Source organism: Croceicoccus naphthovorans (assembly GCF_001028705.1).
Taxonomy (GTDB): domain Bacteria; phylum Pseudomonadota; class Alphaproteobacteria; order Sphingomonadales; family Sphingomonadaceae; genus Croceicoccus; species Croceicoccus naphthovorans.
Window position 1 is genome coordinate 2,368,544 of record NZ_CP011770.1, and the last position, 22,135, is coordinate 2,390,678.

22 protein-coding genes are annotated in these 22,135 nt (G+C 63.4%); 14 read left to right on the top strand and 8 right to left on the bottom strand.

From position 1 onward, the window contains the following. The 6 genes from AB433_RS11910 to AB433_RS11935 all read right to left on the bottom strand — a co-directional run bounded on the left by AB433_RS11910 (nt 1) and on the right by AB433_RS11935 (nt 8,656). Complete coding sequence (locus AB433_RS11910) at nt 1-750, bottom strand: alpha/beta fold hydrolase (protein ID WP_047821197.1); 750 nt, start codon at nt 748-750, stop codon at nt 1-3. Further along, nucleotides 750-1,775 carry an aspartate-semialdehyde dehydrogenase gene (locus tag AB433_RS11915; RefSeq protein WP_047821199.1) on the bottom strand — a complete coding sequence of 342 codons (1,026 nt, stop codon included), beginning with the start codon at nt 1,773-1,775 and terminating at the stop codon, nt 750-752. The genes AB433_RS11910 and AB433_RS11915 overlap by 1 nt, the downstream gene beginning before the upstream one ends. Before the next feature lie 135 nt (nt 1,776-1,910). After that, nucleotides 1,911-2,909, bottom strand: a complete 999-nt coding sequence (gene egtD / locus AB433_RS11920; protein ID WP_047821201.1) for an L-histidine N(alpha)-methyltransferase — start codon at nt 2,907-2,909, stop codon at nt 1,911-1,913. 3 nt (nt 2,910-2,912) lie between these two features. Next, the gene (gene egtB, locus AB433_RS11925) at nt 2,913-4,148 is read right to left on the bottom strand and encodes an ergothioneine biosynthesis protein EgtB (RefSeq protein WP_047821203.1); all 1,236 of its coding nucleotides are present in this window, start codon (nt 4,146-4,148) and stop codon (nt 2,913-2,915) included. 73 nt (nt 4,149-4,221) lie between these two features. Beyond that, the gene (locus AB433_RS11930; protein ID WP_047823977.1) at nt 4,222-5,595 is read right to left on the bottom strand and encodes a class II 3-deoxy-7-phosphoheptulonate synthase; all 1,374 of its coding nucleotides are present in this window, start codon (nt 5,593-5,595) and stop codon (nt 4,222-4,224) included. 154 nt (nt 5,596-5,749) lie between these two features. Next, nucleotides 5,750-8,656: a M16 family metallopeptidase gene (locus AB433_RS11935; RefSeq protein ID WP_047821206.1), complete on the bottom strand. Its 2,907-nt coding sequence runs from the start codon at nt 8,654-8,656 to the stop codon at nt 5,750-5,752. Between the two features lie 125 nt (nt 8,657-8,781). Here AB433_RS11935 and AB433_RS11940 point away from each other — a divergent pair, with 125 nt between their 5' ends. The 13 genes from AB433_RS11940 (at nt 8,782) to AB433_RS12000 (ending at nt 19,040) form a co-directional block, all read left to right on the top strand. Next, a complete protein-coding gene (locus tag AB433_RS11940; protein ID WP_047821208.1) occupies nt 8,782-9,357 on the top strand; it encodes a NifU family protein in 576 nt (191 codons plus the stop codon). A 41-nt stretch (nt 9,358-9,398) separates the two neighbouring features. Then, complete coding sequence (gene tsaB / locus AB433_RS11945) at nt 9,399-10,028, top strand: tRNA (adenosine(37)-N6)-threonylcarbamoyltransferase complex dimerization subunit type 1 TsaB (protein ID WP_179944976.1); 630 nt, start codon at nt 9,399-9,401, stop codon at nt 10,026-10,028. Continuing rightward, nucleotides 10,025-10,498, top strand: a complete 474-nt coding sequence (locus tag AB433_RS11950) for a GNAT family N-acetyltransferase (RefSeq protein ID WP_047821209.1) — start codon at nt 10,025-10,027, stop codon at nt 10,496-10,498. Before tsaB ends, AB433_RS11950 begins: the two co-directional genes overlap by 4 nt. 188 nt (nt 10,499-10,686) lie before the next feature. Continuing rightward, nucleotides 10,687-11,121 carry a Ros/MucR family transcriptional regulator gene (locus tag AB433_RS11955; protein ID WP_047821211.1) on the top strand — a complete coding sequence of 145 codons (435 nt, stop codon included), beginning with the start codon at nt 10,687-10,689 and terminating at the stop codon, nt 11,119-11,121. A gap of 142 nt (nt 11,122-11,263) precedes the next feature. After that, on the top strand, nt 11,264-11,683 hold the full coding sequence (locus AB433_RS11960) for a Fur family transcriptional regulator (RefSeq protein ID WP_047821213.1): 420 nt from the start codon (nt 11,264-11,266) through the stop codon (nt 11,681-11,683). 32 nt (nt 11,684-11,715) lie between these two features. After that, nucleotides 11,716-12,414 carry a lysophospholipid acyltransferase family protein gene (locus AB433_RS11965; RefSeq protein WP_245626656.1) on the top strand — a complete coding sequence of 233 codons (699 nt, stop codon included), beginning with the start codon at nt 11,716-11,718 and terminating at the stop codon, nt 12,412-12,414. Beyond that, nucleotides 12,408-13,118 carry a hypothetical protein gene (locus tag AB433_RS11970; RefSeq protein ID WP_047821217.1) on the top strand — a complete coding sequence of 237 codons (711 nt, stop codon included), beginning with the start codon at nt 12,408-12,410 and terminating at the stop codon, nt 13,116-13,118. The genes AB433_RS11965 and AB433_RS11970 overlap by 7 nt, the downstream gene beginning before the upstream one ends. A 20-nt stretch (nt 13,119-13,138) precedes the next feature. Beyond that, entirely contained in the window at nt 13,139-14,467 is a 1,329-nt protein-coding gene (miaB, locus tag AB433_RS11975) for a tRNA (N6-isopentenyl adenosine(37)-C2)-methylthiotransferase MiaB (protein ID WP_047821220.1), read from the top strand. A gap of 69 nt (nt 14,468-14,536) precedes the next feature. Next, a complete protein-coding gene (locus tag AB433_RS11980; RefSeq protein WP_047821222.1) occupies nt 14,537-15,451 on the top strand; it encodes an META domain-containing protein in 915 nt (304 codons plus the stop codon). Between the two features lie 174 nt (nt 15,452-15,625). Next, nucleotides 15,626-16,648 carry a PhoH family protein gene (locus tag AB433_RS11985; protein WP_047823981.1) on the top strand — a complete coding sequence of 341 codons (1,023 nt, stop codon included), beginning with the start codon at nt 15,626-15,628 and terminating at the stop codon, nt 16,646-16,648. 24 nt (nt 16,649-16,672) lie between these two features. Next, entirely contained in the window at nt 16,673-17,185 is a 513-nt protein-coding gene (ybeY, locus tag AB433_RS11990) for an rRNA maturation RNase YbeY (RefSeq protein WP_047821224.1), read from the top strand. 17 nt (nt 17,186-17,202) lie between these two features. Then, the gene (locus tag AB433_RS11995) at nt 17,203-18,156 is read left to right on the top strand and encodes a hemolysin family protein (protein WP_047821225.1); all 954 of its coding nucleotides are present in this window, start codon (nt 17,203-17,205) and stop codon (nt 18,154-18,156) included. Further along, nucleotides 18,156-19,040 carry a LysR substrate-binding domain-containing protein gene (locus tag AB433_RS12000; protein ID WP_047821227.1) on the top strand — a complete coding sequence of 295 codons (885 nt, stop codon included), beginning with the start codon at nt 18,156-18,158 and terminating at the stop codon, nt 19,038-19,040. Before AB433_RS11995 ends, AB433_RS12000 begins: the two co-directional genes overlap by 1 nt. Here the strand turns inward: AB433_RS12000 and AB433_RS12005 are convergent. After that, nucleotides 19,037-19,927: an alpha/beta hydrolase family protein gene (locus AB433_RS12005; protein WP_047821229.1), complete on the bottom strand. Its 891-nt coding sequence runs from the start codon at nt 19,925-19,927 to the stop codon at nt 19,037-19,039. The two genes, AB433_RS12000 and AB433_RS12005, sit on opposite strands and share 4 nt — an antisense overlap. Then, nucleotides 19,920-20,384, bottom strand: coding sequence for a peptidylprolyl isomerase (locus AB433_RS12010; RefSeq protein WP_047821232.1), 465 nt, complete (start codon nt 20,382-20,384; stop codon nt 19,920-19,922). The genes AB433_RS12005 and AB433_RS12010 overlap by 8 nt, the downstream gene beginning before the upstream one ends. Nucleotides 20,385-20,680: 296 nt before the next feature. Here AB433_RS12010 and mgtE point away from each other — a divergent pair, with 296 nt between their 5' ends. Continuing rightward, on the top strand, nt 20,681-22,126 hold the full coding sequence (gene mgtE, locus AB433_RS12015) for a magnesium transporter (RefSeq protein ID WP_047821234.1): 1,446 nt from the start codon (nt 20,681-20,683) through the stop codon (nt 22,124-22,126). Nucleotides 22,127-22,135: the final 9 nt, after the last annotated feature.

Consider the following 22,135-nt stretch of genomic DNA (forward strand, 5'->3'; position numbering starts at 1 on the left):
CTAGCGGGAGAGAAATTCGACCAAGGTTTCGCCCAGCGCGGGTTCGGACACACAACTCATGTGCGTACCGGGAATCTCGGCATAGGTGGCGTTGGGCAGCTTTTCGACCAGCGTCTGGGCCGAACCGTTGTCGTTGTCCTTCGCGCCATTGATGACTTTGGTCGGCATTGTCACCGCAGAAAGGTTGGAAAGGTCGGTGCCCGAAAGCGAGGTCAGGAGGGCGCGGGCGGCGGCGCGGTCGACTTTCTGGGTCTTCATGAACGAAACCGCGAAGAACGCCGGATCGCCCATTCGGATATCATCGAACCGGTCGATGGCATCGACGAAGAACGCGATCCGCTTGTCCCAGCCGACCAGCCCTTCCCAGCCCATGCCGACGACTGCCAGCCGTTCCGGCTGCACGCCCGCCAGCACAGCGTTCAGCACCGTCCGAGCGCCAAGAGAGAAGCCGACGAGGTCGAAACCGCTCAACTGATAGTGCGCGATCACGTCCTTCAGATCGTCGACCAGCACCGCCGAAGAATACTCACCATGCGGAGCCTCAGACAGGCCATGCGCCCGCAGGTCGGGCATGATCACGTCGAACCCGGCATCGGCGACCTTCTGCGCCGTGCCGAACTTGATCCAGTTGACCTCCGCGCTGGAGAACAGCCCGTGCAGCATAACCACCGGCCGCCCCGCGCCAAGGCGGTGGACGGCCAGCTTCGTGCCGTCCACCGCCGTGACGTGTTCGAGGATCGGAGCGGTCATCAGCCCTTCTTGAGGTGGCGACGGCCCAGCAGTTCCGCGATCTGCACCGCGTTCAGCGCCGCACCCTTGCGCAGGTTGTCCGAAACGCACCACAGCGCAAGGCCGTTGTCGACCGTTGGATCGTCGCGCACGCGGCTGACGAAGGTGGCATAGTCACCCACGCACTCGACCGGGGTGACGTACCCTTCGTCCTCACGCTTGTCGACGAGCATCACGCCCGGCGCTTCACGAAGGATATCCTGCGCCTGTTCCCAGCCCAGCTCTTCCTCGAACTCGATGTTCAGCGATTCCGAATGGCCGACGAAAACCGGCACGCGCACGCACGTGGCGTGGACCTTGACCTTGGGGTCGAGGATCTTCTTCGTCTCGGCCACCATCTTCCACTCTTCCTTGGTGGAACCGTCTTCAAGAAAGACGTCGATGTGCGGGATGACGTTGAAGGCAATCTGCTTGGTGAACTTGCGCGGTTCGACCTGATCGCCAACAAAGATCGCGCGGCTCTGCTCAAACAGTTCATCCATGCCCGCCTTGCCCGCGCCGGAAACCGACTGGTACGTGGCGACGACGACGCGCTTGATCTTGGCAACATCGTGCAGCGGCTTCAGTGCAACGACCATCTGCGCGGTCGAGCAGTTGGGATTCGCGATGATGTTCTTCTTCGTGTAGCCGTCGATTGCGTCCGGGTTCACCTCGGGCACGATCAGCGGCACGTCCGGATCCATGCGATAGAGCGACGAGTTGTCGATCACGACGCAGCCCGCCGCAGCGGCCTTGGGCGCATAGATTTCGGTCGGACCCGATCCTGCGGCAAACAGGGCAATGTCCCATCCGGTGAAGTCGAAATGCTCGATATTCTTGCACTTCAGCATCTTGCCGGTTTCGCCGAACTCGATTTCTGTACCCTGCGACCGCGACGAGGCAACGGCGGCAATCTCGTCAATCGGGAATTCACGCTCCGAAAGGATGGTGAGCATTTCACGACCGACATTCCCGGTCGCACCGACGACGACTACCCGGTAACCCATTGCACTAACTCGCTGCCAATATTCGCGCGGAAACGCCCGCCTGATTGCGGACCCGCTAAGGGAGGGCTGCGGTTAGCCGCGATAGGCGCAAACCGCAAGTGTTCGCAGGTGCAAAACGGCTATCCGTCGCCGCGATCAGGGCGCCATACGCAATTCGCTTGCCTCGGCCAGGATCAGCATGAAACGATCCTGCGCATCGCGCCAGTGCCGGATCGGCGTCCAACCGCCCGCCAGCAGCAGGGCATTGGCGCTGCGCTTCGTATACTTGTGGCTGTTTTCGGTGTGGATCGTTTCACCCTTTTTCATCACGAAGCGTTGGTCGCAGACGGTAAAGGCCACGTCTCGCTCCGCCTCCAGATGCATCTCGATCCGGGCAATCTCGTCGTTCCAGATTGCGCGATGGGCGAATGATTCGACCGGCACCGTTCCATCCAGTTCGCGGTTGATCCGGTAGAGCAGGTTGAGATTGAAATCGGCAGTCACGCCGCGCGCATCGTCATAGGCGGCCTCCAGCACGGCCGTTTCCTTCACCCGGTCCATCCCGATCAGCAGTTTGGCCGGGGCATCGGTTTTGTCGCATAGTGTTTCGCGCATTTCGCGCAGCATGTCGACGGCCGAGCGCGGAACCATGTTGCCGATGGTGGAGCCAGGAAAGAAACCGAGGCGCGGCGTCCCGGCGATGGCATCGGGCATCGTCACTTTGCGCATGAAATCCGCCTCTACCGGGCAGACGGGAAGGCCGGGGAACTTGGCGGAAAGCTGATCCGCCGAGGCGCGCAGAAATTCGCCCGAAATATCGATTGGCACATAGGCAGCGGGCGCGATAGCCGCCAACAGCAGCGGGGTCTTGGCCGAACTGCCCGAACCGAACTCCACAACCGCGCTGCCCGGTCCGATCGCATCGGCGAAGGCGGCGGCATTGTCGCGCAGGATCTCTGTTTCGGCGCGGGTCGGGTAATATTCATCGAGGCCGGTTATGTCCTCGAAGAGTTGCGATCCGCGTTCGTCGTAAAACCACCGCGCGGGCACCGCCTTCTGACGCTGCGAAAGACCCTGCAGGACATCCCGGCGAAAGGCGCGGTCGATCCCGCTATCGTCCTCGTCGACGATCCGTACGGCTTCGGTCACTGGCATTGGCTAAATATCCTTGGCGAGCCGCAGGCCGGTGAATTGCCAGCGCTGGTGCGGGTAGAAAAAATTGCGATAGCTCGCCCGCGAATGTCCGCGCGCAGTGGCGCAGGACGCCCCTTTCAGCACGAACTGGCCGGACATGAACTTACCGTTGTATTCGCCCACCGCACCCTCGGCAGGCCGAAAGCGGGGATATGGAAGATACGCGCTGCGCGTCCATTGCCAGCACGATCCAAACAGCGATGTGGTGGCGCGGGGCAGGATCGGTGCGGCTTGGTCGACCTGGTCGCCCTCAGCAGGGTCCCCCGCTGCGGCGATTGCTTCCCACTCGAACTCGGTCGGCAGGCGATGGCCCGCCCATGAGGCGAAGGCATCTGCTTCAAAGTACGAGATATGCGTGACCGGTGCATCGGGATCGCGCACCTGCCATCCGGCGTGGGTAAACTGTTCCTCGCCATGCCAGTACAGCGGCGCTTCGATACCCTCGCCCTGCACCCATGCCCATCCGTCGGACAGCCACAGCACAGCATTGCGATAGCCGCCATCGTCGATGAACGCCTGCCAGTCGCGATTGGTGATGAGGCCCCGCGACAGCGCAAAGGGTTCGAGCAGGACGCGATGACGCGGGGCCTCGTTGTCGAAGGCAAACCCGTCGCCGTCATGCCCGATCAGCGCAATACCGCCCGGATGTTCGAACCATCCCGCCGCCTGCGCTTGGCGTGCGCGGACGACAGGCGCGAACATTGCGGGGCCCAGCGGGTTCTGGAATAGCGCGTGCTTGATGTCGGTCAGCAGCAATTCCTGATGCTGCTGCTCATGCGCAATGCCCAGCGCAATCAGGTCGGCGCAATCCGCTCGGTCGAGTAGCGGCTCCATCGCTTCGCTGACGGCACGGCGATAGCCCAACACGTCGTCAAGCGTCGGGCGCGAAAGCATTCCGCGCGAAAAGCGGGCAATCCGCGCGCCTTCCGCCTCGTAATACGAGTTGAAAAGAAACGGGAATTGCTCATCATAGAGCGTGTAACCTGCCAGCCTGTCGCGCAGCAGGAAGGTTTCGAAAAACCACGTCGTATGCGCCAGATGCCACTTTGCGGGGCTCGCATCTTCCATCGACTGGATCGTGGCGTCGGCGTCCGACAGGGGGGCGGCCAATGCCTCGCTCAGCGCGCGGGCGCGGCGGAACTGATCGGCAAAGGAAGCGGTCGGCGTATGGTCCGCGACCGTGCGGTGGGCATTCTCCATGCCCACTTAATGCACGAGATCGGTTACGGTTGCGCGTCGGGCCGAAATAAACCTCGGCGCAAGCCGCTGAATCTCAGGCCGCTTCCGCCTTCCGGCCCGCCGCTTCGAGGTTGAGTTCCTCGGCCAGCAGGAACGCCAGCTCGATCGACTGCGCCCCGTTCAGACGCGGATCGCAGTGGGTGCGATAGCGGTCGGACAATCCCTCGTCGGTGATCGCAACCGCGCCGCCAGTGCACTCGGTCACGTCCTGCCCGGTCATTTCGATATGGATACCGCCGGCATGGGTGCCCTCTGCGCGGTGGACCGCGAAGAAGCCCTTCACTTCCGACAGGATCCGCTCGAACGGACGGGTCTTCAGGCCCGAAGCCGCCTTGATCACGTTGCCGTGCATCGGGTCGCACGACCAGACGACCGGGTGCCCTTCGCGTTTCACCGCACGAACCAGTGGGGCCAGCCCCGCCTCGACCTTATCGTGCCCGAAGCGGCTGATCAGCGTAATGCGACCCGCCTCGCGCCCCGGATTCAGCGTATCGAGCATCTTGAGCAGCGCGTCCGGTTCAAGGCTGGGCCCGCACTTCATGCCGATCGGATTGCCGACTCCGCGCAAGTATTCGACATGCGCCGATCCCTCGAAACGGGTGCGGTCGCCGATCCACAGCATGTGCGCGCTGGTGTCGAACCAGTCGCCGGTCAGCGAATCGCGGCGCGTCATCGCCTGCTCGTACGGGAGCAGCAGCGCTTCGTGGCTGGTGTAGAAGCTGGTGCCCTGCAACTGCGGCACTTCCGCCGGGTTCACACCGCAGGCTTCCATGAAGTCCAGCGCCTCGCCGATACGGTCGGCGGTCTGGGCGAAACGCTCACCCCAAGGGCTGCGACCGATGTGGTCCAGCGTCCACTGGTGGACCTGTCGCAGGTTGGCGTAGCCGCCGGTCGCGAATGCACGCAGCAGGTTCAGCGTCGCCGCTGCCTGGCTATACGCACGGACCATGCGTTCCGGGTCGGGCTGACGGCCCGCATCCTCGAAATTGATGTCGTTGATGTTGTCGCCGAAATAGCTCGGCAGCTCGACGTCGCCCTGCTTTTCGGTCGGAGCCGAACGCGGTTTGGCGAACTGGCCCGCCATGCGACCAACCTTCACGACCGGCTGCTTGCTGGCGAAAGTCATCACGACGGCCATCTGCAGAAGCACGCGGAACGTATCGCGGATGTTGTCGGGGTGGAATTCAGCAAAGCTTTCGGCGCAATCGCCGCCTTGCAGCAGGAAGCCGCGACCGTTTGCAACTTCGCCCAGATCGGCTTTCAGCGCACGCGCTTCACCGGCAAAGACCAGCGGCGGAAAGCTGCCCAGCTGCTTTTCGACAGAGGCCAAAGCGGCCTTGTCCGCATATTCCGGCAGGTGGCGTCCTTCAAAGGACTTCCAGCTCTCGGGGCTCCAGTTACTCGCCACGTTACGCTCTCCGCGTCTGATCGACTGAGCCGCCATTCCCGCCGGCGGCGCTCCAATAAAAGTCCGAAATGTCGGAATGGCCCAGCCCTTACGCCCGCGAACCTCTATTTGCAAAGGTTTCAGGCGCAAGGAATTGCGATCAGCGTGATCGGCTTCATTGACCCTGCTCCTCCGGCACGATGGCGACTTCGAAAGACCGATCGTTGGCAAGGAACGTCTGAGCCAGCATCTGCATCGCCTCTGGCGTGGTCTTCGAATAGTCGTCGAGGATGGTCGGAACCGCCGACAGACGCGAAGGATCGCCCGCACTGCCCGCCAGTTCACGCAGCCAGAAGCCGTTGCCCGACGACGCCCGCATGATCAGCTGGCGCAGGGGTTCGGTCACGCGAGAGACTTCTTCTGCGGTGGGCGGCGTGGTGGCCAGATCGGCGGCGATCTTCTTCGATTCCTCAAAGAAAGCAGGCACCGCTTCGGGCTGAAGCTGCGCCATGGCGAGGATCATGCCGCCATCGCTGCGATCCAGCGGCCAGCGGGAGCCGACATTCGGGGCATAGCTGGCCCCTAGCCGTTCCCGCATCGCGTCGAACAGGCGGTTGTTGAAGATCTGCGACAGGATTTCGAGCTGGCGCGACACCTGAATGCCCTGACGTCCGCCCCCGGTCGGCCAACCGATTACCGCCGCCGCCTGATTGGCATCGCCGCGATGGGTCAAGAAAATCGGTTCGGCCGTCGGCGCGGGCACCTTCGACAAGTCCGCCTTTGGCGTTGTTGCCGAACGCGGGGCCAGCGCGCCAAACGTCTTGTTAACCGCCGCGATGGCGTCGGCACGCGGCACGTCGCCGAAAATCTCTACCTCTAACGCTCCGCTGGCAAGGATCGGCTCCCAAACCTTGCGGAACCCGGCCATGTCGGCGGCTTTCAACGCGGCTGGCGTCGGCGTTGCAAAGCGCGGGTCCTTGCCGCGCAGGATATATTCCAGATCGCGCTGCATCACGCCGTTCGGGCTGGTGGAATAGGTATCGTATCCCATCTCCAGCGCCGCCTTCGCGCGCAGCACCGGATTCGCGTCCCAACGCGGTGTCGCCAACTTTGCGGCGAAGAGATAGAGCTGATCCTCAAGATCGGCGGCACGCGTTTCCGCGCCCATCACGAACTCGCCGTCCTCTATCGAGAAATCGAGGCCCATCTTGCGCCCGTTCGACACCTGATCGAGATCGTCCTGCGACAGCGGACCGATGCCCGTGCCCATCAGCGCGAATTCGCCCAACGCGATATAGGGCGCGTCGTCCTTGCCGAACGCCTCGTACCCATCGCCGAAACGCACGCGTACGCTGACGCGACCCGGTTCCGCATCGTTTGGCCAGATTAGCAACTTCGTGCCGTTGGACAGCGTGAGCCGCTCGACCTCCAGAATGCCAGTCGGCACCGCTTCGCTGACCGTCCCCGGTGTGCCCAGCGACGGCAGGTCGGCAAAGGAAATCGCCTTGGCCTGCACCCGGGCGGAAGCATCGGCCTGAACCGGCGCGACCATCGCGGCGCGGAAGGCGGCTTCGTCTGCCATGCTTGCCTGCGGCACGGTCATCACCCCGCGCAGGACGGGGCCGGTGAACAGGGCGCGCGTGTGCGACAGGATCGCATCGGGCGTGACCTTGCCGCGCATCCCGCTCAGCACTTTCAGCACCGTATCCGGAGCAGCCACGGTTTCGCGTATGTCGACCGCCTGTACCACGTTGTTGGCAAGGTCGGCGGCCTGCTGCACTTCCTGCGTTTCCACGCCCACGCGAAAGGCATTTTCGAACTCGGCGAATTCGCGCGCGATCTCGTCCTCGCCCGGTGGGTTGGCCAGCGCATCGGAGATCACCGCGCGCACGTCGGTCAGCGCGCCTTTCCAGTCATCGCCCAGCGGCGTGATCGAGACGAAGGTCGCATCGGTGGAACGGCTGACATCGTCCTGCCCGACTTGCGCCGCCAAATAGCTGCCGCCCGCCCGCGCCCGGTTTTCCAGACGGCGGTTGATGATCGCCATCGACAGCTGATTGGTCAGCAACCCTTCGTTATATTCGATCGTATCCGCGACCTTCTCCCACGGACGCAGGATCGCGTAGTTGATGCTGATCGGCAGGTCCGGCTCGTCCAGCACGGTCAACTTGTCTACCGGGGCCAGGGCACCCGCCGCCGCCTTGGCATTGGCACCAGGCACCGGATCGCCGAAATCGGGCGCGGGGGTCCACGCGCCCTTGCCCTTCCAGCCGCCGAAGTATTTCTCCAGCATCTGGACCATAACCGCCGGGGCGACATCGCCCGCAACGGTAATCACCGTGTTTTCTGGTCGGTACCAGCGGTTGTAGAACGCGCGAACATTCTGCTGATTGGCGGCGTTCAGCGTCTCTACCGTGCCGATGGGCGAACGCACCGCCAGCTTCATGCCGTTGAAATAGGTTTCGCGCGTCGCATCGGCCACGCGCTTGCCCGCGCCGCCCCGTTCGCGCATTTCGGCGAGCACGATCGGCACTTCGGTCCGCACACCCTTTTCGGTCAGCGTCGGTCCTTCGACCATGCCGGACAGCAGCTTGAACGTCTCGTCCAGCTTCGTCGGGTTCATGTCGGGCACGTCCAGCTTGTAGACGGTGTGCGTCGGCGTGGTTTCGGCATTGGTGTCGCTGCCGAATGTCGCGCCAAGGTTTTCCCATTTCGGGATCGTCTCACCCTCTTTCAGGTAACGCGATTCCCGAAACAGCAGGTGTTCCAGCAAGTGGGCAAAGCCGCGCTCGCCATCCCGTTCGTGCAGCGAACCGGCGTCGATGCGGACGCGGATCGACAGCTGCTCCTGCGGCACTTCGTTGAAGCGAACGGCATAGCGCAATCCGTTCGAAAGCTCTCCGAACTGCCATTCGGGATCGGGCGGCACATCGCTGCCGCGGTAAATCCACGGGCGGTCCGGTTCCACCTGCGGCCAATCGCGGGCGGCCTCTGCCGAAGGGGCGGGCTGCGCATAGGCGGGCGAGACGAGGAGAACGGCGAGGACCGCGGCCAGCGGCGCGGTGCGAAAAGTGCGGGTCATGCCCCGCATATATGGGGCGCAAGGGTGAAGCGCCAGTGAACATGGTCGTTATCGCGGTCCTCAGCGCACCATCAAGCAATCGAAATTGGCTTGAATGGCGGGCCAAGCGGCCTACATCGGCACCCATGTTCATAGAGACCGAAACGACGCCCAATCCCGCCACCATGAAATTCCTGCCCGGACGGCAGGTGATGGCCGACGGCACGCGCGAATTTACAGACCCTGAGGCGGCGGAAATATCGCCGCTGGCTTCGGCGCTTTTCTCTCTCGGCGACGTGACGGGTGTATTCTATGGCTCCAGCTTCGTTTCGGTGACTGCCGCTCCGGGGTCGGACTGGCCGACGTTGAAACCGCAGGTCGTGGCCGTGCTGCTCGACCACTTCGTATCGGGCGCGCCGCTGTTCACCGGGGGCGATGCCGCGGGGATCGCGGTGCCGGATGAACTGGATGACATCGGCGACGATCCGGCGGACGCCGACGTGGTGGCGCAGATCAAGGACCTGATCGAAACGCGCGTTCGCCCTGCCGTGGCGGGTGACGGCGGTGACATCATCTATCGCGGTTTCCGTGAAGGGATCGTCTATTTGACGATGCAGGGCGCCTGTGCGGGCTGCCCGTCTTCTACCGCAACGCTGAAGCAAGGGATCGAGGGACTTTTGAAGCACTACGTTCCCGAAGTCGCGGAAGTGCGCGCCGCCTGAGCCCAGCATGATCCTCCGCGTGTGATTGCTTTTCGACCGTCATGACCATCCGCACGCTTGCCATCGATTGCGCCACCGCCGCCTGTTCGGTCGCCGTTTTTGAGGGCGAGAACCTGATCGCGGGCGAATGGGAATTGCTCGGCCGCGGTCATGCCGAGCGGCTGGTTCCGATGATCTCTGCCCTGCCACAACGCGGGCGGGCGGATCGCATCGCTGTGGCACTCGGCCCCGGCAGCTTTACCGGTATCCGCGTCGGATTGGCGGCGGCCAAGGCGCTCGCTCTGGCTTGGCGGGCGGAACCGGTGGGCTATGCGACACCCGACTTGCTGGCGGCGCAGGCCCGCGCGGACCACGGCGCGATGCCGCTTGGCGTCGTGATGACCGGCGGACACGGAGAGTGGTTCGTCGCCGCCTACAATGCCGACGGATCGTGCGCGCAACCGGTACAGTCGCTCCGCCCCGAAGTGGCGGTTGCCGCGATCGATTGTGCATTGATCGTTGGAAGTGCGGCAGAGACGTTCGTCGCCCGGCGCGGTCACGGTACGGCGCAAAACATGCTGCCCGATGCCCGCAAGGTTATGGCGCTCTCTGACAATGCCTACACCGCCGATGTCCGCCCGATCTACGGCCGCGCGCCAGACGCTGCCTTGCCAGCAGGCAAATCGCGATGATGCCGACCCGCGCCGAGATCGCCGGTATCATGTCGGTCATGCAATCGGCTTTCGACCCGGCCTATGGCGAAGCATGGAACGAAGCGCAGGTGACGTCCGCACTGCTGGTACCCGGCACGCGTTTCGCGCTGGCCGATGCGGCGGGGATCATCGGCCCGCCTTCCCCGTCAGTGCCCAGCGCGGGGTTCTACCTTTCACGCCAGACGCTGGACGAGGAGGAACTGCTGCTACTCGCCGTCCTGCCCGAATATCGCAGATCCGGTTGTGCCACGCGGCTGTTCGAGCATCTGACCTGCGCTTGTCGCGATCGCGGTGTCGCGCGCCTGTTTCTGGAAATGCGGGCCGACAATACCGCGGCCCATTTTTACCAAAAGATGGGGTTTCAGCCGGTTGGGCTTCGCAAAGCCTATTATCGCGGGGCCGATGGCCAGTATCGCGATGCGCGTACACTGGCGCTCGACCTCGCCTGATTTCGATTTCGATTTCATAGTCCGCAAAACAGCGCAAAATCTGGCAAAAGGTGTGAACGTTTCGCTGGCCTTGTTATTTCGCAGTTGCAAGATTAAGGGCCGGTCAAGCCCGATGCGCCCCCAGTTTCTCGCACCCCCCCTTCGCATGATGGCGAGTAACGCATCCGGCCAAAGACAAGAGGACTTCCATGGACGAAGCCAAACCGGACATGACCGAAACGCTTATCACTCTCACGTCCGATATCGTCGCCGCGCACGTCAGCAACAACTCTGTCGATGTCGACCAGGTGCCGACGCTGATCAACAACATCTATGGCGCGCTCGCCGGACTTGGCGGCGTGCAGGCCGAACCGGAATCGCCGCCGGAGCCCGCCGTTTCGATCCGCTCTTCGGTTAAGCCCGATTACATCGTCTGCCTTGAAGACGGTAAAAAACTGAAAATGCTGAAGCGTCACCTGATGACGCATTACAACATGACCCCGGAAGAGTATCGCGCGCGCTGGAACCTGCCCGCCGATTACCCGATGGTCGCCCCCAACTATGCAGAAAAGCGTCGCGAACTGGCCAAGAAGATTGGCTTGGGTCGCAAGCCCGGCGCGCGCAAGGGTGCGAAAAAGGGCTGAGCAAAACCGGTCAGGCGCGACCGGCAAAAGGTTGCGCACGCGGGAAGCCAGCCTATTATGGCCCCGGTAATTCCCATTAAGGGGCTCATTCCAATTGAGGGGCGGATTTTTCCGCCCCTTCAACACAGGTCCAGCTGAACGCGTGCCCAATCGCATCGACATCGAAGCCGTCTGCGCCGAACGCGGTCTGCGCATCACCGAACAGCGCCGCGTGATCGCGCGCGTCCTGTCCGATGCCGAGGATCATCCCGACGTCGAAAAGCTGCACGAACGCGCCTCTGCCATCGATCCGGGCATCTCGATCGCGACGGTGTACCGTACCGTCCGTCTGTTTGAAGAGGCGGGTATTCTCGACCGTCACGATTTCGGCGACGGCCGCGCCCGGTATGAGGCTGCGCCAGAGGCGCATCACGACCACCTGATCGATGTCGAAACCGGCAAAGTCGTGGAATTCGTCGATCCGGAACTGGAAGCGTTGCAGCGCCAGATTGCAGAGCGGCTGGGCTTTCGCCTCGTCGATCATCGCATGGAACTCTACGGCGTCAGGCTGGAACGGGACTGACCCCGATGCGCCGCCTGCGGATCGCATACCGCATGGCCGCGCTTATCGTATGGCTGATCCTGTGCGTCGGCGCCTTTTACATCGCTGCCCCGTTCACGCGCCGCAATCCGGTGCCGCCGCGTTTTCTGGCGGGCGTGGCGACGATTGCGGGCGTACGGGTCAGGCGGATCGGTTCGATAAGCGCGCCCCGCGCAGTCCTGCTGGCCAATCACCTAAGCTGGCTCGATATTCCCCTGCTCGCCGGAACTACCGGATCGGTTTTCGTGGCGCACGACGGGCTGGCTGGCAATCGCGCCCTGAAATGGCTGTGCGATATGAACGACACGGTGTTTATCGCCCGGTCGCGCCGGTCGACCGTTGCGCATCAGGTCGATCAAGTTCGCGAGGCACTGGATGCGGCGCGGGTGCTGACCGTCTTTCCCGAAGGCACGACCAATGATGGAACCGCCCTGCTGCCGATAAAAAGCGCGCTGCTCTCTGCCCTCGACACGACCGATGCGGGCACGGCGATCCACCCGGTCGCCCTGTCCTACGGCGATGCCACGCAAGAGATCGCATGGGTGGGCAACGAACCGGGCGCCACGAATTTCTTCAACGTCCTTGGCCGCGGCAAGCCCATTGACGCTACCGTCACGATCCTGCCCGCATTGACGGGCGAGGCGCTGAACGGGCGCAAGGCCATTGCCGAAGCGACACGGGATGCGCTGACCAAGGCGATGGCAGGATGGTAACACGCATTGTGGGCGCGGACCTCGACCTGCTCACCCTGAACGGTCAGGATCAACCCCGCCATGTTGCCGACTTCGCGCTCGAAAATTGTGAGGTGATGGGCAACATGCTGGCCAGCGTCCACCCCGGCGAATGGCGCACGATCCGCAACTGCTCCGCCGTGAAGTGCATGCAGATGAATTGCTCGCTGGCGGGGACAGTGGTTGAGGACTGCCTGCTCGACACGATGGGTCAGAAGGGGCGCTCGTACCTGCAACTCGACGCTTGCGTGTTCATCCGAACCACGGTTCGGGGACGGATAACGACGACGCTATTCCGCTTTGACCCCCATCCGTTTCAGGATACGACGACCGGTCCGAAATTCTCCGACCAGTGGCGCGACGAACTGGCGGCGCGCTATCGCGGTGTGGATTGGGCGCTCGACATCACGGAGGCCAAGTTCGCGTCGCTGACCAGCCTCGTCACCGTGCCCGGCCACCTCGTCCACTTCGCCCCCGAACGCGCCATCCGCATTCGCCGCGAGGGACTGACCGATGGCTGGCAAGAGCGCATGCCGATGATCATGCAGATCTGCTGCGAGGATTTCATCTTCGATTCCCCCTTTGACAGTTTCGTCGTCGCGCGTGGAGAGAAAAAGGCCGACCGCGAGAAATTCGCCGAATGGGCGGCGATCATGCGTGCAGAGGACTTTGCCGATCCGGCCTGATTGCGGTAAGGGCGCGCGACATGACCAAGGTTTCTATCCCCCGCACCTTTCGCGTAAAAAGCTTCGGCTGCCAGATGAACGTCTATGACGGCGAACGCATGGCCGAATTGCTGGGCGAACAGGGCATGGCCGCCGCCGAAGAAGGCGACGATGCCGACCTTGTCGTTCTGAACACCTGCCACATCCGCGAAAAGGCGGCAGAGAAAGTCTATTCCGACATCGGTCGCCTCAAACGCGAAGACGGCACCAGCCCGTTGATCGCCGTGGCCGGATGCGTCGCGCAGGCAGAGGGCGAAGAAATCATGGCCCGCGCCAAGGACGTGCGCATGGTCGTCGGCCCGCAGGCCTATCACCGGCTGCCCGACATGATCGACCGCGCCAGCAAGGGTGAGCGTGTGACCGACACCGACATGCCCGCCGACGCAAAGTTCGGCGCGCTGCCCGCCCGTCGCAAGCGTGCGCCCAGCGCATTCCTGACGGTGCAGGAAGGCTGCGACAAGTTCTGCACTTATTGCGTTGTGCCCTACACCCGCGGCGCAGAAATCAGCCGGCCCTTTGCTGATCTGATCGAAGAAGCCCGCCGCCTTGTCTACCAAGGTGCGCGCGAAATAACGCTGCTGGGCCAGAACGTGAATGCCTGGGATGGAGAGGACGCCAAGGGCCGCAAGATCGGCCTTGATGGCTTGGTCCGCGAACTTGCCGCGCTGCCCGATCTGGCGCGCATTCGTTACACCACCAGCCACCCCAATGACATGTCCGACGCGCTGATCGCCGCGCATGGTGAGGTCGACAAGCTGATGCCTTACCTGCATCTGCCCGTGCAGTCGGGCAGCGACCGCGTGCTGGCGGCGATGAACCGCAGCCATACCGCAGAGAGCTATATCCGCCTGATCGAACGGGTGCGCGAAGCGCGGCCTGACATCGCGATCAGCGGCGATTTTATTGTCGGATTTCCGGGTGAGAGCGAGCAGGACTTTGCCGACACGCTCTCCATCGTCGACACCATTGGCTATGCTGCTGCATTCAGCTTCAAGTACTCACCCCGCCCCGGCACCCCCGCCGCGACCATGGAAGACCAGATCACGCGCGAGGTGATGGACGACCGGCTGCAACGGCTTCAGGCCGCGCTGACCCGCGACAGCCACGCCTTCAACCGCGCGACCGTGGGCAGGACCTGCGACGTGCTGGTCGAACGGACCGGACGGCGCGAGGGACAGTGGCTGGGCAAGACCCCATGGCTGCAATCGGCCTATTTCACGGGCGACCATGCCGTCGGCGATCTGGTGCGGGTCGAACTGATGGACGCCAACCCGAACTCGCTGTCGGCGCGGGTGCTGCAACTGGCTTAATCGCCTTAACATCGGGGCAATTCATGCTTGCCCGAATCGATTGCGCCGCCAAGAATGCGCCGCATGGGGATGGGTCTACGCAACGCACTGATCGCATTGGCGAATATCGCCGCGCTTGCTTTGTCCGGATGCGGCGGGGAGATGCCGGCGCAAGCGGATGAGGACGTGCCGGTCGCGGCGCCGAGCGCCGAGCCGGAGGACGAGACGCCCTCGCCCAATGTCGCGGTCGGCAATCTGGCCCCGGGTTTCGCGCCCATTGCCTTCGACCTTGCCGGATCGAGCTGGCTGGTCGTCGCCATCGACGGAAAGCCGCTTTCCGACCGCTATTCCGACCTTGCCACCGTCCATTTCACCGATACGATGATCTATTGGCAGGCGTGCAACCACCACGAAGGGCTTTACGTTGATACCGGCCCCAGCTTTGCGCTGGGCCGCATCACGGCGACACTGGTGGCCTGCCCTGCGCAAAGCCCCGATGCCGAGCTGGCACAAGTGCTGGGCGGTCGCCCGCTGATCGCCAGCAATGCAGAGGGTAAGCTGATGCTGGCCCTAAAAGGCCGCACGCTGACGCTTTCGCAGATCGATTCGCGCTACAAGAACGTCGCCGCCCCGCCGCTGGAGGCTGGACCGTTCCGCATCATGCTGGCCGACGGCGGTTCGCGTCCGCCGGTGCTGTCGTTCAAGGGTAACAACTTCTCGGTCTGGATGGACTGTCCCGCCGCGATCCACGGCAAGGCGCGGGTTTCGAACGGACAGATGCGGACGAGCGATATTGCGGTGACGACCAGCTGCGACAGCTATCGCCCCACCGCAATCCGGTCTTTCGGCACGTTCCTTTCGCAGCCGCTTTCCATCGCGCGCGGGCCGAACGGCGAATTGCTGCTGACCGACGGGATAACCGTCATGCATGGTCAGCAATGCTATCCCGATGCTTCGCCCTGCAACTATGCGACGAAACCGGCGGAAAAGGCGCCCGGTACATGACCCCCAAATGGTTGAGCATAGTGCATAGTCGCGTCCCAACCCCTTGTGCGGGTGCGTGGCAGTCTTATTCTCTAGGATAGCGATAACGAGTCGGGCGTTGCGAAGCGTGACGGCCGACCCCCTTGAAGAAGGAACATTCGTGGGGAACACCAAGTGAGCCGCAAGCCCTCTCGCATCCCGGTCGCCATCCCCGAAGACGAATCGCCAATCCATGCGCCACGCGGCAATGGCCGCGCCAGAACTGAGCTCGCGTTTGAAGACGCGGACGTGCTGGGCGCGCTGTTTGGCCAGTTCGACGCCAACCTCGTCCACATCGAAAACCGCCTTGGCGTCTATATCTCCGCACGGGGCAACCGCGTACAGATCGAAGGGCCGGAGGAAGCCGTCGCCCGCGCCCGCGAGGTGCTGACCGGCATGCACACCCGGCTGGGACAGGGGCAAGAGCTGGATCAGGGCGCGGTCGAATCGCTGATCGCGATGAGCAACGAGCCGACGCTGGAAGGCATCATCACCGGCGATTCCAAGCGCCCGCCGATCATGATCCGCACCCGCAAGAAAACGATCGTGCCGCGCTCCGCCGCGCAGATCGACTATATGCAGGCGCTGACCAGCAACGAGATCATCTTCGCGCTCGGCCCGGCGGGTACGGGCAAGACCTACCTCGCCGTCGCACAAGCGGTGGCGCAGCTGATCACCGGCAGTGTGCAGCGCCTGATCCTCTCGCGTCCGGCGGTCGAGGCGGGGGAGCGTATCGGATTCCTGCCCGGCGACATGAAGGAAAAGGTCGACCCCTATCTGCGCCCGCTTTACGATGCGCTCTACGATTGTCTGCCCGCCGAACAGGTCGAACGCCGCATCGCCAGCGGAGAGATCGAGATCGCGCCGATCGCCTTCATGCGCGGTCGTACGCTGGGCGATGCCTTTGTGATTCTGGACGAGGCGCAGAACACCACCACTGCGCAGATGAAGATGTTCCTGACCCGATTCGGTCAGAACAGCCGCATGGTCGTGTGCGGAGACCCGCTTCAGGTCGACATTCCGGGCGGCGATTCGCACTCCGGTCTGGCCGATGCTGTGCGCCGGTTGGAGGGAATCGAAGGAATCGCCGTTTCGCGATTCACCGCCGCCGACGTCGTGCGGCATCCAATCGTCGGTCGGATCGTCGATGCTTATGAGGGCCCCCAAGCCCAAAAATGACTGCTCAGAAATGACTGCCCGCAAATGACCGTGCCGACATTGGAAATCGACATCGACCCGGTGTGGGGCGAAGATGTCGATTGGGACGCCCTGAGCACCCGGACCGCAGGGGCCGCAGCGGCCGAAGCGCCTGAACTTGCGCGTGCCAACATGCTGATAAGCGTGGTTTTCAGCGACGATGACGACGTTCACGCGCTTAATCGAGAATGGCGCGACAAGGACAAGCCGACCAACGTTCTGAGCTTTCCGATGCTGTCGCGCGAAGAGGTCGAGGCACTGTCGGATCAGCCCGCATTGCCGGTCATGCTGGGCGATATCGTGCTTGCGAAAGGGGTCTGCGCGCGCGAGGCGGAAGAAAAATCTGTTGCACTTGCGAACCATGCGACCCATTTGCTGGTCCACGGATTGCTTCATCTCGCCGGTTACGACCACGAGACGGGCGACGCCGATGCCGAAATCATGGAGGCGCTGGAAGTGCGCATCCTGGCCAGGCTAGGCATTGCGGACCCATACGGGGATCGCCACCAACCTGTTTAGGAGTGTAGAGGCCGACCATGCCGGACGGCAGCCAGTACGAAGATCCACGCGACCCGGAGCCTGAGCGACGGGGGCAGGAGAAACACCTGCTGTGGAACCGCATCCGCACCTTCTTCGATGCGAGCGAGGGGGATCAGTCCCTGCGCGCCCAGATCGAGGAGGTTATCGACGAGCACGAAGAGGAAGAGCAGCGCGACGGCCTGCCGCCCGAAGAAGGCGATCTTTCGCCGACCGAGCGCCAGATGCTGCGCAACCTCCTCCATTTCAGCGAACATGACGCCGACGACGTTGCGATTCCGCGCGGCGAGATCATCGCCCTAGACCGCAGCGCCAGCTGGGACGAACTGGTCGCGACTTTTGCCGAACACGGCCATTCGCGCATGCCGGTCTATTCCGAATCGCTCGATCACGTGATCGGGATGATGCACATCAAGGATATCTTCCCCTTCCTCGCGCTCGATAAAGAACCGCCGGCGGACTGGACGCGCCTGATGCGTCAGCCGCTCTATGTGCCTCAGGCGCGCGGGGCGCTGGACGTTCTGGCAGACATGCGCGCGCGCCGGGTGCACCTTGCCATCGTGCTGGACGAATATTCGGGCACTGACGGCATCATCACCATCGAAGACCTAGTCGAGGAAATTGTCGGCGAGATCGAGGATGAGCACGACGATGCCCCGGTCGATTTGCTGGTGCCCATCGACGAGGGCATGTGGGACGCCGATGCGCGAACCGAGCTGGACGAAGTGGCCCGCCGCGTCGATCCGCGCCTTGCCGACGTGGAAGAGGCGGTCGACACGCTGGGCGGCCTTGCCTTCGTGCTGGCCGAACGCGTGCCGGTGGTGGGCGAAATCCTGCCGCATGACAGCGGCTGGAAGCTGGAAGTAATCGCCGGGAACGAGCGGCACGTCGAACGATTGCGGCTGCACCCCCCTTCGGGGGCCAGAGACCATCAGGCAGAGGAAGCCGCCTGATGACGCCGCGCCGCCTCCCTCCGCTACGCTCTCTCGAAGCCTTCGTCCGCATCGCCCGTCTCGGCTCTGCAAAATCTGCGGCAGAGGAACTGGCCATCAGCCCGTCCGCCCTGTCCCGCCGGGTCAGCGCGCTTGAAGACTTTACCGGCAAAAAGCTGTTCAACCGCAAGCATCAGGCCATGGTGCTCACCGCGGACGGCACCGACTTGTTCGAAGCCGTTGCCCCTGCGCTGGACGAACTGGCCGATCGCATCTGGCAGAACATGGGCGACAGCAAGATCATGCGCCTGCGCCTTGGCGTGATGCCGCTGTTCGGCGGGCAAAGGCTGGTGCCGCGCCTGCCCGAACTGCGCCGCCTTTACCCCGCGTTGCACATCGATATCGATTCGTCGTCGCACCCCATCCCGAAACTGGGCGATACGCTGGATGCGGCGATCACCCTATCGGATGAGCCGGACGACAAGCTGCATTGCGTGCGGCTGGATCACAACAAGGTCCACGCCATCGCATCGCGCGCCGTGGCCGAACAGATGGGGCCGACCCCCAATCCCGAACTATTGGCGCGGCAGAGCTATCTGCTCCATTCGGAAATGATGAAAAGCTTCGAAGCGTGGCGCAAGGCGACCGGGCTGGACGCGCGATACGATCCGACGGTCGATCACTACGACAGCGGTCCTCTATTGCTTGAAGCTGCGGCGCAGGGGCTGGGCATCGCGATCATGCATGGCGATCATATCAGCCGTTCGAACGACGATCGCATCGCGACGCTGTTCGATCTGCAGGTCGAAAGCCCATACAGTTACTGGTTCGTCTGCAAGCCCCGCGCGCTGGAGAGCCGACCGGTGCGCCTGTTCCACGATTGGCTGGTCGGCGCGCAGCTTTAACCGCCGCCAGCCGCCATCGTCGCCCCTTGCGCGGGCGGTGGTTCCAGTTCGTTGCGTAGCGCGGAACGCTTCGCCGCCGGATCGTCGAGAGCCGCGACCCACGTCAGGCAATCGGCCAGTCGGCGCATGTAATGGTTTGCAATGGGATTGGCCGAAGTCTGGCAATCGATGGCATAGCCATCCCACTCCGGGTCTGACGAAAAGGCGCGCACCCACCCGGCAATCTCCCCCGACTCCGCGATGGACACGTGGACCGGGCGCGACCAGTCTTCCGGCTTGGTCAGCGCGTTGCCCGATGCATTCGGATTGAACAGATAGCTGGACAGCGTTTCCGGCAGCGCCCCGTCTTCGCGCGCGACTTTCTTCAACACATGATCGGCAATCCGCCCGCCCAGCGAGTGCCCGGCCACGGTGATCGGCACATCGGCATAGCCCGCCCTATCCATCGCATCGCGCACCATGCGATAGATCGCCACCCCGCGCGGCCCCTGTCGGCCCAGCAGCGTGCCGTGCCACCAGTCTTTCGGGCCCTCGGTTCCGCGATAGACCAGCACGACTTCGGACAGGCGGTCGTCCGCGTCGAAACGGTCGAAGATGGTATAGGCGAACCCGTAGCGGTCGTTCGCAGCGGCGTAACGCTCTTTCAGCTCTTCGGGCAGGACATAGGGCCGGTCGAGGTACTTGTCGCTCGTCTCCGCCTCTTCCCAATACGCGTTCTGAGCCAACTGCGCATATTCCCACGAAGCGTCGGCCACCCGCCGCGCATCGGGGCACCATCCCCCCGGGCCGGCACAACCGTGGCCGAGCCGGGTGATGTCATGGCTGCACGCGCCGAGCGACAGGAGGGCCGCAAGCGCAACCCCCTCCCGGCGCAGCAGATCAGGCAACAGTGGCCTTGACGATCTTGCCGGGCTCACGCGGCGGTTCACCCTTGGGCAACGCGTCGATCACGTCCATGCCGTCTTCGACCTCGCCCCAGACAGTGTACTGGCGATCGAGGAAACGCGCATCGTCAAAGCAGATGAAGAACTGCGAATTCGCGCTGTGCGGGGCGCTGGTGCGCGCCATGGAACAGACGCCGCGGGTGTGCGGGTGATCGTTGAACTCTGCCTGCAGGTCGGGTTTGTCCGAACCGCCCATGCCGGTGCCGTTCGGGCAGCCGCCCTGGGCCATAAAGCCGGGGATCACGCGGTGAAACTTCACACCGTCGTAGAAACCTTCGCCGGCCAGTTCCTTGATGCGGGCAACGTGGCCCGGCGCGATTTCGGGCAAGAGCTTGATCACGACGTCCTTGGGCGTGCCGTCGCCGGTGTCGATGGAAAGGGTCAGTTTTTCGTCGGCCATGAAAGCTCCGTCTCGTCACATCTGTCCGCGCAGACCCGCGCGGGTTCTTCGTCGCGCCGGATATAAGGGCTGATCGCGCAAAGTCATCCCCGCAGCGTGCACAGGCTTCTCCCCGAACTTGCGCACAGGTTGGCCCACCGCTCTGCCGGATTGCTCCACCGGCTTCTCCACAGCCCTGCCCACAGTTTGCCCACAATTGCGACGAAGCTGCCTTCCCCATTGCTTTTGCAGCGCAGCATCCTAGTAACCGGCACCGGCCCGACGGCCATTTCCCACGCGCACGAACAGGACGGGGCATGACAAACCGCGAAGACCCGACCCTGCTGGAAGAACGCCGCCCCGAAGACGAAGTGGGCGAAGAAGACGTGCGCGAGGCCGAGATCGAGCATCTCGACGAGGACGACCGCCTGACGCGCGAATTCGTCGAGGCCGTACGCGACGCGGTGTACGAAGGCGACGAGGAGCGCGTGCAGGAGCTGGTCGAACCGCTCCACCCCGCCGACATCGCCGACCTTGTCGAACTTGTCCCGGCAGAGGAACGCCCCGCGCTGGGCAAGGCCATCGCCGAACTGATGACCGGCGAGGTCATTTCCGAACTGAACGAACACGTCCGCGACGAACTGTTCGAAGACCTGTCCGCCGACGCGGTTGCGCAAATCGCCGAGCAGATGGAGACCGACGACGCGGTCGCCATGATCGAGGACATGGAGGAGGCCGAGCAGCGCGCCGTCCTTGCCGAGCTCGATCCCGAAGACCGCGCCGCGATCGAGGATGCGCTGTCCTTCCCCGAGGAATCGGCGGGTCGCCTGATGCAGCGCGATCTGGTCGCGGTGCCCGAGCACATCACCGTCGGCAACCTGATCGATTACCTGCGCGACAATGCCGACCTGACGACCGAGTTCTGGGAAGTCTTCGTCGTCGATCCCGCGCATCGTCCGGTAGGCACCTGCCAGCTTTCGTGGATCCTGCGCACCCCGCGCAGCGTGCCCATTGCCGACGTGATGAAGCGCGACCAGACGCTGATCCCGGCAACCATGGATCAGGAAGAAGTCGCGCTGCGCTTCCAGAAATACGCGCTGATCTCCGCCGCCGTCGTCGATGCCGGGGGCCGCTTGATCGGCCAGATCACCGCCGACGACATCGTCCACATCATTCAGGAAGAAGCGGGCGAGGACGCCCTGCTGATGTCCGGCGCGGGCGAGGGCGACATCAACCAGCCAATCCGGCAGTCCTATTCGGAACGCGTGCGCTGGCTGATCGCCAACCTTGGTACGGCGTTGATCGCATCGCTGATCATCGCGATGTTCGGGGCGGCCATCGAAAAGCTGGTCGCGCTGGCCGTGCTCATGCCCATTGTCGCCTCGATCGGCGGAAATGCCGGTACGCAGACGATGGCGGTTGCGGTGCGCGCGCTAGCTATGAATCAGCTGACGCAATCCAATACCGTGCGCGTGTTGTGGCGCGAAATGCGCGTGGCAATGCTGAACGGCGTGACGGTTGCGGCGCTGATCGGCGGGGCAACGGCGTTTATCTTCCAGCCGATGCTGGGCGTGGTCATCGCTGTAGCCGTCGTCATCAACATCATCACCGCGGGCCTTGCGGGCGTGGCGGTGCCCGTGATCTTTGACCGTCTGGATCAGGACCCGGCGGTGGCATCCTCGGTCTTCGTCACGATGATCACCGATTCGATGGGCTTCTTCGCCTTCCTCGGCCTTGCCGTCGCGTCGGGGCTGGTCAGTTAGCGATTGCTT

Bases quoted from the DNA above. Each gene is read 5' to 3' on its own strand.
- AB433_RS11970 (WP_047821217.1), top strand. From the start codon at position 12,408: ATGGTAACACGCATTGTGGGCGCGGACCTCGACCTGCTCACCCTGAAC.
- egtB (WP_047821203.1), bottom strand. From the start codon at position 4,148: ATGGAGAATGCCCACCGCACGGTCGCGGACCATACGCCGACCGCTTCC.
- AB433_RS11955 (WP_047821211.1), top strand. From the start codon at position 10,687: ATGGACGAAGCCAAACCGGACATGACCGAAACGCTTATCACTCTCACG.
- AB433_RS12000 (WP_047821227.1), top strand. From the start codon at position 18,156: ATGACGCCGCGCCGCCTCCCTCCGCTACGCTCTCTCGAAGCCTTCGTC.
- AB433_RS11980 (WP_047821222.1), top strand. From the start codon at position 14,537: ATGGGTCTACGCAACGCACTGATCGCATTGGCGAATATCGCCGCGCTT.
- AB433_RS11910 (WP_047821197.1), bottom strand. From the start codon at position 750: ATGACCGCTCCGATCCTCGAACACGTCACGGCGGTGGACGGCACGAAG.
- egtD (WP_047821201.1), bottom strand. From the start codon at position 2,909: ATGCCAGTGACCGAAGCCGTACGGATCGTCGACGAGGACGATAGCGGG.
- miaB (WP_047821220.1), top strand. From the start codon at position 13,139: ATGACCAAGGTTTCTATCCCCCGCACCTTTCGCGTAAAAAGCTTCGGC.
- AB433_RS11950 (WP_047821209.1), top strand. From the start codon at position 10,025: ATGATGCCGACCCGCGCCGAGATCGCCGGTATCATGTCGGTCATGCAA.
- AB433_RS11995 (WP_047821225.1), top strand. From the start codon at position 17,203: ATGCCGGACGGCAGCCAGTACGAAGATCCACGCGACCCGGAGCCTGAG.
- mgtE (WP_047821234.1), top strand. From the start codon at position 20,681: ATGACAAACCGCGAAGACCCGACCCTGCTGGAAGAACGCCGCCCCGAA.
- AB433_RS12010 (WP_047821232.1), bottom strand. From the start codon at position 20,384: ATGGCCGACGAAAAACTGACCCTTTCCATCGACACCGGCGACGGCACG.
- tsaB (WP_179944976.1), top strand. From the start codon at position 9,399: ATGACCATCCGCACGCTTGCCATCGATTGCGCCACCGCCGCCTGTTCG.
- AB433_RS11965 (WP_245626656.1), top strand. From the start codon at position 11,716: ATGGCCGCGCTTATCGTATGGCTGATCCTGTGCGTCGGCGCCTTTTAC.
- AB433_RS11915 (WP_047821199.1), bottom strand. From the start codon at position 1,775: ATGGGTTACCGGGTAGTCGTCGTCGGTGCGACCGGGAATGTCGGTCGT.
- ybeY (WP_047821224.1), top strand. From the start codon at position 16,673: ATGACCGTGCCGACATTGGAAATCGACATCGACCCGGTGTGGGGCGAA.
- AB433_RS11940 (WP_047821208.1), top strand. From the start codon at position 8,782: ATGTTCATAGAGACCGAAACGACGCCCAATCCCGCCACCATGAAATTC.
- AB433_RS11935 (WP_047821206.1), bottom strand. From the start codon at position 8,656: ATGACCCGCACTTTTCGCACCGCGCCGCTGGCCGCGGTCCTCGCCGTT.